A 12,305-nucleotide genomic window follows, 5' to 3' on the forward strand; every position below is an offset into this window, starting at 1 on the left:
ATTGGTGGCGGATATAATGGAGGTAATCCGTTAAGCAATAATTTTGGTGGAAAACTGGCCGAACTTATTATTTATACCAGTGCACCAACTGCTATGGAACAGGAAAGGGTACACAGTTATCTTGCTTTGAAATACGGTTTGACCAAACAAAGTGCGGATAACGGTGGGACCACAGAAGATGAACGAGACTATTTTGCATCGGACAGTACAGTAATTTGGGATTTTTCTGCCAATGTGGGATACAACAATGATATTACCGGGATAATGCTTGATAGTGGATCCGTTTTATCTCAGCTTGAATCTAAAAACGAAAGCGCCGATGCGTATATAACCATTCGAAACCCATCTTCGATCAACAGCATAGAAGCATTGATGTGGGGAAATAATGATTCGGCAATGAATTCAACCGGAGTGACAGATTTGCCACATTCTGAAGGCATAGTGGCCCGATTGGCCAGAGTTTGGAAGGTACAGGAACACGGTGATGTCGGGACCGTTGATATTCGTGTTGATTTATCTGCAGCCCCAAATTCAAAAACGGCTGCTGATTTACGTGTATTAATCGATAAAAACCAAAATGGGATTTTTGGCGACGAAACAGTAGGTGGAGGCGGAATTGTAGGTACGGCAACAGACCTCGGCTCCGAAGTTTTTGAATTTACGGGGATAGACTTAAGCGACGGAGATTATTTTACCATTGGTTCCGTAGATTTAAATACACCGCTTCCTTTGGAATTATTGAGTTTTACTGCTCATTTCGACGTAAACAACAACAATGCAATTCTCAACTGGAAAACGGCATCTGAAGAGAATGTTGAAGTCTTTGAAATTGAAAAAAGTAGAGATGCTTTAAACTTCAATAAAATTGCTGATGTTTCCGTTTCGGAATCTTCAGAGCCAATTAAAAGCTATTCATTTACAGATGAGCACCCATATGAAGGTAGAAGTTTTTACCGGCTTAAGATTGTTGATAATGATGATTCGTTCAAATTTTCAAGAATTGTTGACATAAACAACAACACTGCACTTTCCGGAATTTCTATAAAACCTAATCCGGCTAAAGATGCCTTCTCCATATTGGGAATTCAGGATTCTGAGGCTATAATTTCAATTACAGATTTAAAAGGCAAGGAATTCGAAGTTTCATCTAATAAAAATGGAGAGGAGATAATTTTTAACATTTCAGGTTTAAATGCCGGAATGTATTTGGTTAAAGTGGAGACTTTGACAAATTCGGTAATCTTCCGATTGTTAGTACAGCAATAATTTATTGTAATCTCTATAGCAGTAAGTAAATAAAACAGAGAAAAAAACTGGAAAATCATATTAAAAGACGGGTGAACTAAATAAAGACATTGATTATATTTAATGGAGTTTAAAGCCCGGTTTATGATACAATCTCCACAATTCCTGAAAAATCCATCCCTATATGCATTTTTACCTGTATTTTATATGGTATGGGCCGATGCTGTTCTAACACCTAGTGAAATCATGAGTATTAGAAAACTCATTGATGAACAGAAATGGTTATCAAAAGAAGAACAGGATTTTCTGATGAGTCACATCGATCCCAAAAATCCTCCTTCGCCTAATCAGCTTAAGCGATGGCAAAATGAAATTCAAAATACGGCCAAATACATCGATTCAGATTTAAAGATTACACTTGCTGAAATAGGCATTCAAATGGTAAAAGCGCATCAAAATGATGTTTCAGAAGATAAACTTGAACAGACAAAATTACATTTAATTGATCTTGAACAAGCTCTGGGAATTGTTTCAAATGAGTCGGCTTTTCATTTTCATACGGCCAAACATAAAACAGATGCCAATAAAGAAGAAGGTCGCAAAACCTTTGATGTTAAGAAAATGCAAGCCCTTCTTGATGGAAGCAATAAGGACATCAATGACAAGGTTAAAACCATTTTAAGCGATCAGGAATTCAATTATCTGGATACCGATAATCTCAAAGAATACAGAGAACAAGTATTAAAGTGGTGCCAACATCTGGCTGATCAGGGTTTTGGTTCTATGGCCTATCCAAAGGAATACGGAGGTGAGGGCGACATGGACAAATACTTCGCCATCATGGAAACGCTATCTTATCACGATTTGAGCACGGTAATAAAATTTGGCGTACAATTTGGATTGTGGGGAATGAGCGTTTATTTCCTTGGAACTAAAAAACATCACGACAAATACCTTGCAGCTATCGGGACTCTGGAAATACCCGGTTGTTTTGCTATGACTGAAACAGGCCATGGTTCAAATGTAAAAGGTATCGAAACGACGGCTACTTATAACCACAAGAAACAAGTCTTTAACATAAACACACCTCATATAGGAGCGGGCAAAGAATACATAGGTAATGCCGCGGTGCATGGTAGAATGGCAACGGTTTTTGCCAAACTTATTATTGATGAGGTTGATTATGGTGTCAATGCCTTTGTGGTTCCGCTTCGCAATGAGAAAGGTCAATTATGGCCTGGAGTACGAATAGAGGATTGTGGTAGAAAAATGGGATTGAATGGGGTAGATAATGGAAAAATATGGTTTGACAATGTAGAAATAGGGAAAGATGAAATGCTCGATCGGTATGCTTCCGTGGATGAAAATGGTGAATTCCAAAGTCCTATAAGCAGCGATAATCGGCGTTTCTTTACCATGTTGGGAACTTTGGTCGGAGGAAGAATTGGAATTCCACGATCGGGCCTGAGTGCGGCGAAATCAGGTTTATCGATTTGCATCAAATACAGCCATTCCCGAAAACAATTTGGGCCTGAAAATGGAGAAGAAGTGCCAATACTAAATTATAAAACTCATCAAAGACGACTTATGCCGCTTTTAGCCAATGCTTATGCAAGTCATTTTGCTTTACAATATCTCACTTCTCGCTTTTTGACTAGAAAGGAAGAAGATATGCAGGAGATTGAAGCATTGGCAGCCGGTTTAAAGGCCTGGTGTACCTGGAATACCACGAGCACTCTCCAGGAATGTAGAGAAGCGCTGGGAGGTAAAGGTTATCTTTCGGAAAACCGTATCGATCGTTTAAAAAATGACACAGACATTTATACAACCTTTGAAGGCGATAATACCGTTTTAATGCAACTTGTAGCTAAAAGTCGATTATCCGAATTTAAAAAGGAATTTTCCGATATCAATTTTTTTGGAATGCTTTCTTACCTCGCAGTACAGGCTAAAACTAATCTTAGCGAGAAAAACCCAATAGTTGTTCGAAATACCGACCCGCAACATTTAAAAGATTTTGGCTTTCTGCTTGACGCATTTATGTACCGTGAACGCAGTGTGGTGACATCGGCAGCAAGACGCTTTAAAAACCATTTGGATCAGGGTATGGATTCATTTGATGCCTTTAACCAAACCCAATATCATATGCTTAAAGTGGGCTATGCATTTATTGAAAGAGTAATTCTTGAACAATTTATTGAAGAGATTCAAAAAAATAAGGATGCACAAATTCAAAGTGCATTAACCAGACTATGTCAATTATTTGCGCTTTCACAAATTGAGAAAAACAAAGGCTGGTATCTTGAAAATGGCTATATGAATGGTGCTAAAACCAAAGCTATCCGACAAATTGTCAATTCACTGTGCTATGAAGTAAGACAGGAAGCTGTTCCATTGGTGGAAGCCTTTGGGATTCCCGATAAATGTTTGTCAGCACCTATTGCTTTAAACAAATAAGATTAGAGATTAATCTGTTCCGAATTAAAAGAAAAGCCTCTTAATTGAGGGAATTTGATATTCTATCTGCTTTTTGTCCTTTGATTTAGTATAATCATTTCCAGGAATGGTTTTTATCCAATATATTTTTATACAGTTTATACAACAAATGTGCTATAAATTCCACCTGTCCGTAAATTCTCCTTTTGCGCTTTTTAGTATTTCTCTTGTAAATGAAGAAATGGATTATTAAGAATTTAAACCATTTAAATTAATATTTGCAGTCAAAATTAAAACCAGAGCTATTTTCAAATTTATAGAAGGCATTTCCTATATATTAAGAATGTAGATTGTGGCTCTTATTTTAGTTTAATAATTTAGATATAAATATCTAATATTCAGATTATTAAATAATTATAATGTCAAGCTTAACAAACACGTTTAATCAAGTAAAATCAAAACTTGGGAAACCATATGAAGATCTGGAATATTTGCTGCAAAGATTAAAACAAGTATTGCAAAAAAATGGCGAATCAGAAATTGCGCAACAAATTCCCTGGATAGGCAATGATGATCCTGTGCTTGAAAAAATTTCTCCTCAATTGATCCAGTTATATTCACTTATTTTTCAACTTGTCAATATGGTCGAAATAAATGGGGCAGTACAAAATAGGCGTCAAATTGAAGACCATGCTCTTGATTCCATTAACGGTCTCTGGGCAAGAAATATAAAAGAAATGCTTGATCAGGGATTTGATAAAGCTGAAATTCTTCAAACAATATCTGAAATTTCAATTGAACCTGTTCTTACAGCGCATCCAACTGAAGCCAAACGCGCCACCGTACTTGAACATTATAGAGAACTTTACTTATTATTGGTTAAGCGGGAAAACAGCATGTTTACCAGCGCTGAGATCATTAATATAGATCACAATATTGAACAGGCACTTTATCGACTTTGGAAAACAGGTGAAATTTATCTCGAAAAGCCACATGTCGAAGATGAATTGAGAAATATCATTCACTATTTGGTCAATGTATTTCCGGATGTCATACCTGTACTCGATCGCCGAATGTTGCAGGCAGCACAATTTGCAGGATTTAGCATAGAAGAAATTTGCAGGTCGCATGCTTTTCCGAAATTGACTTTTGGTGACTGGGTTGGGGGAGATCGTGACGGACATCCGTTGGTTACAGCAGAAATTACGAAGTACAGTCTATTAAAGCTTCGTCTTAATGCATTTGTAGTTATCCGAAGGAAATTAATGAATTTGGTTCGTCACATCAGCTTTAGTCTTGAATTGAAAGATGCCCTCCCCGAAATGAAAAACCGAATTCGTGAAATGATAGAAGAACTGGGGGAAAGAGGCCCGGAAGCCATTGAAAGAAATAAGGGCGAAGCTTTTCGACAGCTTGTCAATTTGATGTTATATAAATTACCTGTAGAAACCGCCAGAGGGCATGCAACACATCTGGCTGAACAAAATGGAGCCTATCTTCATTCAAAAAGACTCAAAAAAGATCTTCAAATTCTTCAAAGAGGGCTTCTCGATTATGGTGCGAAATCTGTCGCTCTTGATGATGTTACAACTGTAATTCGTACTGTGGAAACTTTCGGTTTTCATTTGGCTGCTATGGATATACGTCAGAATAGTGCCTTTCACGATAAAGCTGTAGAACAGCTTTTAGAAGCATCTCAGGCTGAAGAATGTAATTTCTCCGAATGGTCTGAAGAAAAAAGAGTAAAATTTTTAAATGCTGAACTGCGGTCTGCAAGACCTTTTACTCAGATCAATGCGCAATTGGGTCCTGAAGCAACAGCAGTTCTTTCGTGTTATCGTGTTGTAGCAGGACATGCCCAAAAATACGGTTACAATTGTATCGGATCCTTTATTGTAAGCATGACAAGATCACTCTCCGATCTATTAGTGGTTTATTTATTGGCCAGGGAAACCGGTTTGACCTTTATGACGGAGAAGGGGGAGATTGTTTCTGAAATTCCGGTTGTTCCTCTTCTCGAAACTATAGAAGATCTGGAAAACGGCGAAAGTATTATGAAGGAGTTTATTTCTCATCCTATAACAAAAAGAACATTAAACCACTTAAAAGATAGGTACCAATGGAAATCTCCGGTTCAGCAAATCATGGTGGGCTATAGTGATAGCAATAAAGATGGTGGCATCATGGCCAGCCAGTGGAATCTCTATAAGGCTCAATACAAACTTTCGGAATTGGGCGAAAAGCTCAATGTCAGGATTCGCTTTTTTCATGGAAAAGGAGGTTCAATCAGCAGAGGCGCCGGCCCTACACACTATTTCATAAAAGCCATGGCCCATGGATCGCCAAATGGCGATTTACGGCTTACCGAACAAGGAGAAACCATTGCTCAGAAATATGCTAATAACATCAACGCCGCTTATAATCTTGAACTGCTAACAGCCAATACACTTAGTAAAAGCCTGAGAGACAATAGAACAAAACGCACTTTTCATCCACTTTCAGAAACGCTCGAGTGGTTGGCAAACCGTTCCAAATCCCATTATGAAAAAATGATGAAGCTTAATGGTTTTATTGATTTTTTCAGACAGGCTACCCCAATCGATGCAATTGAAGTGAGTAAAATTGGATCCCGACCTGCAAAAAGAACCGGCATGAATACACTTGATGATTTACGCGCCATTCCCTGGGTTTTTTCCTGGAGTCAATCGCGTGTGCATATGACCAGTTGGTACGGCCTGGGAAGTGCTTTATCCGATCTTGAAAAAGAACAACCCGAAGCCTATGAATCCATGCGAAAAGCGCTGAAAAACGATCAGTTTGTGAGGTATGTATTTACAAATATTGATACTAGTCTGGCCGCTACAGACGAAAATATATTTCGACTCTATCTGAATCTTGTCAATGATGAAAAGCTAAAAAATAAATTTGGTAATCGGTTTTTAGATGAATTAAAAAGAATGCGAGGGCATATGGAAGAACTTCTTGACAAACCAATTCAGGAACGAAGGGTAAATCACTATTACTCAAACATGTTAAGAGCATCTTTAATGGAGCCATTGCATAAAAAGCAGGTTTCAATATTAAAGGAATGGAGGAATGCTAAGGAGAAAGACAAAAAGAAAGCAGATAATTTGCAGGTAGAATTACTGCTAACCATCAATGCGCTTTCCGGAGCCATGAGGAACACAGGCTGAAGCAAGTGTAAATTCAGAAATTAAAATTATACTAAAAGGCCTCATCCGAAAACCTTATATCATCCATATATAAAGTACATTCATTTGATGTCGCTGAAATACCGAATTCGATACGATCATGAATCCACAATTCCAGAGGAATGGTAGGGCCTATTTGATCGATGATCAATTCACCGTCCTGCCACATTTGAACAATGCCATTTTGAACATCATAAGTCAAATGAACCTTTACAGTTACCCATTGATTCGTTGGAAAGGGAATGGCGCTTTGTTCGGGCTGGTCAAATGTTAATTTTTCATTGAATTTATTTTCAATGGCCAATTGATCTCCTCGAAAAATTATTCTCGGGCCTGGACTTTCAAAAAAGAAGGAAGATTCAAAATCTGCCAGGGTCGTAGGGAGGTTTCCGGAAATATAGAATTTCGCTTCAAACCAAAAATCATCTCCTTTTTCAAAATAGCTCAAGGTAGTGCTGACTGAAGATTTAGAAGTTGTCATAGACGGAGAGGGAGGTACAGCATAGAATTTTAAAACTGTATTATTATTAATGATGACCGGATCCGGAATTAATTCAAACTTATTGTCAATGAAATCACAAGTTCCTTCAAAAATACATTTACGGAGTGCAACATAATCTTCAACAGTAGGGGCGGAAGGACTTTGCAATGTAAAACTGTTAAGAAACAGGCTATCTTGAGAAATGTCCATCCTAAAAATATCCAAAGTATTATTAAAACCTTCAAAATCGAGATATTGATTTCTTATGGGTGACAAATACTCGCCTTCCGAAATAATAAGATAGATGCCTGAATCGGTATTGAGATATGTATCAGCGTAAAAATTCGGATCGAAATACTGTGCTGCAAAACTGCACCCCGATTCATTGACATAATAAGCTTTACCATCTTCAAATATTCGAATATGATCTCCTCCCTGATTGACAAATTCTGAGACCACTTTTAGCGGGGGACAACCATTATTTACATTAAGTGCATCATCCCTGCAGGAAATAAGCAGGAAAAGGCTCAAGACAAATAGGTGCAAGTATTTATTCATTCTAGCATTTGCAATTTAATTATTTCTAAAGCATTGCATTTAGGTTAATCCTCCTTTTCTTAACTTTAAACTCTAATAATGCGTAATAGCCATATGAATAAGCAATCAAATAAAAGTGGGAAGGTCGTTTTGATTATCGTAATTCTGGTCATTATACTGGCAGGAGCCGGAGCAGCATGGTACTGGTTTATGTATATTCCAGAGCAGGAAGCCAAGGAAAAAGCGCGTTTGGAGCAGCTGGCAAAGGAAGAAGCAGAACGCAAAGCCAGGGAAGCAGAAGAAGCCAAACAGGCTAAATACGACGATTTTATAAAAAATGCCGATTCGGAGTTTCAGGCTGAAAACTGGGAGAACGCTAAATCCATTTATTCTGAAGCGTTAACTATGTATCCCGAACAAGAATATCCTCAGGATCAGATTTCCATTATAGATGCTAAATTAGATGAAATTGCAGCGATTGAAGCTGCAAAGCCAGGTACCATAGACATGTTGAGAACCGCCACTGGACGTTATTATATTATTCTTTCCAGCAGCATCGATGATGATCTGGCCATGGATTTTGCCAAAAAACTGGCAAAAAAGAAAATAAACGTAAATATCCTTCAAACCAGAGATGAAAAACACACTTATTTTGCGGTTTCTCCTGCCAACTTTGATACCCGGGAAGAAGCCGAAGCTGCTCTTTCAGATTACAGCCAATACGGAAATGGTCTTTGGGTTTTGAGATATTGAGATTCAACACATCTTTTGTATAATTGAGCAATTCAAATCTTAATAAATAATTGATTATTTTAGATTGAAGATTGATTTTAGATTATGCATAGAAAAGTAATTATCCCATTCATTTTGATTGCCTGCTTTTCTATCTCATTTTCGCATTCTTTGTTTCAAGCCGAAGATCCATCAATTATAAAAACAATAGAACCCTCATCAGAAAATTATGAACATTTTAATACCATGATGGATGTACTGACGCATCAGCGTTGCCTTAATTGCCATCCATCGGATAATGTTCCTAAACAGGGAGAAGATAGTCATCCGCATCGTTTTGATATAGACAGATCCAATAGTGTTGCTGCCACCAATTGCAATACCTGTCATCAGGCTTCCAATAACGACTATTCCGGTGTGCCTGGAGCGCCACATTGGGCTTTAGCGCCTCATAATATGCGTTGGGAAGGGCTTTCTAGAATTGAGATTGCTGAAGCCATGCTGGACCCGGAAAAAAATGGCAATCGCTCGCATGAGGATTTATTGCATCACCTCACTGAACACGAATTGGTGTTATGGGCCTGGGATCCGGGGCTCGATATTAATGGTAAACCCAGAGAAAAGCCGCCTCACTCCAAAGAAAAATACATTACTGCGGTTAAAGAATGGATAGAAGCGGGAGCTATAATTCCGAAAACAGATAATTAATGGAAAATGATTTCATTTGAAATAAATGGACAAAGTGTAGAGGTCAATGTAGATGAAAATACGCCATTGCTATGGGTTATTCGCGATATCCTAAATTTGAAAGGTACCAAATTTGGATGTGGAAAAGCAGCATGCGGAGCTTGCACAATACATGTCAATGAAGAAGCAGTGAGATCTTGTTCCTATGCGGTCAAATATGCCGAAGGAAAAAAAATAAAGACCATAGAAGGTCTAGGGAATGAAGAAAGGCCTCATCCCGTACAAAAAGCCTGGATTGAAGAAATTGTGCCCCAATGCGGTTATTGCCAACCCGGTTTTATGATGGCAACTGCAGCATTACTCAATAGAAATCCAAATCCCAGCGATGAGGATATCGATAATAATATCATCAATATCTGCAGGTGTGGAACCTATTATCGAATGCGCAAAGCCATAAGAAGGGCTGTGGAAATAAATAATTCAAAGCCGGAAGAATCCATAAAAAATGGCTGAACAAAAGAAAATATCCAGACGCAAATTTCTGATTCGCAGCGGTCTTGGCGGTATTGGGGTACTAGCACTAGGTACATATATTGCCAGAAATCCATTGAGAAGGGGCATTTTAAATGCAGTGGAAAAAGGAATTTTACCCTATAGCGGAAAAGGGACTGAAGCAGCTCTTTGGTTTGAACTAACATATGAAAATAAACTCATTTTTCATTCTCCAAAAGTTGAAATGGGACAGGGAATATTCACAGCATTTACTCAAATTATAGCTGAAGAAATGGATTTACTTCCTTCACAGATCGAGGTTAAGGCAGCAGCAACGGATACAGGTATAATTGATGCCATGAGCACAGGAGGTAGTTTATCTGTAGCCCAACTGTGGGGCCCTCTCAGGGAGCTCTCCTCTACCATGCGCGAAATGATCAAGAATGAAGCCGCAGCAAAAATGGGCGTTGATATCAGCGCTTTGAAAACACTTGAAGGAATAGTTTCAAATGGTTCTCAATCAAGGACTTATGCAGAAGTGGCGGCCGGAGTGAAGGAATGGAAAATACCGGATGATGTTCCTGTACCAAAAACGAAGGATTTTAAATATATCGGCAGACCCATGCCTAGAGTAGATTTAAAGGAAAAAGTTTTTGGTTCTCCTATATATGGCCTGGATGCTCAAATGCCGGATATGCTTTATGCATCGGTAATCCGGCCGGGAATAGTTGGAGCCAAATTTAAAAGTGCTGATACAAAAATAGCCTTGGACATGCCCGGGGTAGTAAAAGTGGTTCAAATCGATAATTGGGTGGGCGTAATCGCCAAATCATTTGCAGAAGCACTCGCGGCAAAAGACACGATAAAAGTAGAATGGTTATACGATAAACTATGGACCGAAGAGGAAATGCGCAAAACCTTAAGTGTGGGAATGGGCGATTCCTTTATGGCACAAAAAGAAGGTAAAAAACTTGCAGATGATGACGATGAAGTGCAGACTATGGAATTCACCAGTCCTATAGGAGCCCACGCGCAAATTGAACCAAATGGAGCCCTTGCCTATTATAATGAGGGTAAAGTTACAGTGATTCTTTCCACGCAGGTCATCGGCGTGACGCAAAAACAAATTGCAAAAGCACTCGATATGGAACTTGAGGATATCAATGTGATTCCTACACATTTGGGTGGTGGATTTGGACGACGCCTCGATACCAATCACGCCATTCAGGCGGTGCAATTATCCAGAGAAGTGGGAAAACCGGTCAAATATGTATTTACAAGAAAGGAGGAATTCCAAAATGATCAATTCCGTCCACCGACGCATCATATTGTAAAAGGAAAATTGGGTAGTGATTTATATTTGGAAAGTCTTGAACATCATTATGCAAGCGGAGATGTCAGTATCAATTCAGCAATTCAACCTCCAATAGTAAAAACAGTTTTTGGAACCGATCTAGGAGCGGGTAGAGGAGCAAAAATCATGTATGATGGGATTGAAAATTGTCGCTCGGTACAGTGGCATACCACCTTGCCATTTGCTACAAGTTGGTGGCGAGCTTTGGGATTATTAGCCAATACCTTCGCCATTGAAAGTTTTATAGATGAAATGGCCCTTGAGGCAAGTAAGAATCCCATTGAATTCAGATTGAATAAACTGAGCGATGAAGGCAATAGCTTAAGGTTAAAAAAGGTTATCCAAATGGCCGCTGATAAAGGAAACTATGAAGATGTAGTCAAAAATGGAAGGGCCAAAGGATTTGCAGCTTCAATGGATAATAATTCAATAGCAGCTCATGTGGTAGAATTAAGCATTGAGAAAGGACAAATAAAAGTTCATAAGGTATTTTGTGTTTTTGATTGCGGAAAAGTTATTAATCCGGACCAGGTACGTGCCCAATGTGAAGGCGCCATCATCATGGGTATGAGCGCAGCAGTTTATGAAAAAATGACCCTTGAGAAAGGAGAGTTGACTCCTACCATTTACGGGCCTTATGAAATGGTGCGAATGAAACATGCCCCAAAAGAAATAGAAGTACATCTTATTGAAGGTCGTGATATTCCATTGCCTGTGGGCGAACCTCCACTCGGACCAATCGGCGCTGCAATAGGCAATGCCATCCGACGTCTTACAGGGATTCGATTAAAAGATATGCCCCTTCAGGAGGCTTTGGATAAGGTTTACAGTAAAAATATGACAGACATTGGCTAATTCAGAACCAAGCATTTCTATTCGTAAATTATCAGTAGCAAGGAAATGGAATTATCTACAATGCATTAATCGTGTTTGGCAATAACCCATACAGCATGTATTATGCCGGGTAGGAATCCGAGCAAGGTTAGCAATATATTGAGCCAAAATGCGCCTCGGATACCAACGGTTAGAAAAACGCCCAATGGCGGTAGCAAAATGGCAAAAATAATTCTAAGAATACTCATGAGCTATTATTTAAAATGAATAAATTGAATGCTTCAATTTAACAAAA

General features: G+C 38.7%; 9 protein-coding genes. 7 read left to right on the forward strand and 2 right to left on the reverse strand.

Features of this window, described 5'->3' with window-relative positions; all coding sequences use genetic code 11:
- The 3 genes from HZR84_00005 to HZR84_00015 form a co-directional block, all read left to right on the forward strand.
- Nucleotides 1-1,266 (forward strand): T9SS type A sorting domain-containing protein (locus HZR84_00005; GenBank protein QNL20399.1); only part of this gene is annotated, 1,266 nt, incomplete at its 5' end.
- 123 nt (nt 1,267-1,389) lie between these two features.
- A complete protein-coding gene (locus HZR84_00010) occupies nt 1,390-3,702 on the forward strand; it encodes an acyl-CoA dehydrogenase family protein (GenBank protein QNL23141.1) in 2,313 nt (770 codons plus the stop codon).
- A gap of 398 nt (nt 3,703-4,100) precedes the next feature.
- Nucleotides 4,101-6,875 (forward strand): phosphoenolpyruvate carboxylase, encoded by a 2,775-nt coding sequence (locus HZR84_00015; GenBank protein QNL20400.1) that lies wholly within the window; start codon nt 4,101-4,103, stop codon nt 6,873-6,875.
- A gap of 31 nt (nt 6,876-6,906) precedes the next feature.
- Here HZR84_00015 and HZR84_00020 read toward each other — a convergent pair whose 3' ends face one another.
- A complete protein-coding gene (locus tag HZR84_00020; protein ID QNL20401.1) occupies nt 6,907-7,932 on the reverse strand; it encodes a heparin lyase I family protein in 1,026 nt (341 codons plus the stop codon).
- Between the two features lie 93 nt (nt 7,933-8,025).
- Between HZR84_00020 and HZR84_00025 the strand changes: the two genes are divergently transcribed.
- From HZR84_00025 to HZR84_00040, 4 genes are all read left to right on the forward strand, one after another.
- A complete protein-coding gene (locus tag HZR84_00025) occupies nt 8,026-8,664 on the forward strand; it encodes an SPOR domain-containing protein (GenBank protein QNL20402.1) in 639 nt (212 codons plus the stop codon).
- A gap of 84 nt (nt 8,665-8,748) precedes the next feature.
- Nucleotides 8,749-9,351: a hypothetical protein gene (locus HZR84_00030; protein ID QNL20403.1), complete on the forward strand. Its 603-nt coding sequence runs from the start codon at nt 8,749-8,751 to the stop codon at nt 9,349-9,351.
- A 6-nt stretch (nt 9,352-9,357) separates the two neighbouring features.
- A complete protein-coding gene (locus HZR84_00035) occupies nt 9,358-9,843 on the forward strand; it encodes a (2Fe-2S)-binding protein (protein ID QNL20404.1) in 486 nt (161 codons plus the stop codon).
- On the forward strand, nt 9,836-12,031 hold the full coding sequence (locus tag HZR84_00040) for a xanthine dehydrogenase family protein molybdopterin-binding subunit (protein QNL20405.1): 2,196 nt from the start codon (nt 9,836-9,838) through the stop codon (nt 12,029-12,031). The genes HZR84_00035 and HZR84_00040 overlap by 8 nt, the downstream gene beginning before the upstream one ends.
- Nucleotides 12,032-12,096: 65 nt before the next feature.
- On the opposite strand, the gene HZR84_00045 is transcribed toward HZR84_00040, so the two are convergent.
- Complete coding sequence (locus tag HZR84_00045; protein ID QNL20406.1) at nt 12,097-12,258, reverse strand: YqaE/Pmp3 family membrane protein; 162 nt, start codon at nt 12,256-12,258, stop codon at nt 12,097-12,099.
- Nucleotides 12,259-12,305 lie beyond the last annotated feature (47 nt).

Origin of the sequence: Hyphobacterium sp. CCMP332, from assembly GCA_014323545.1 — a bacterium.
Lineage (GTDB): Bacteria > Bacteroidota > Bacteroidia > Cytophagales > CCMP332 > CCMP332.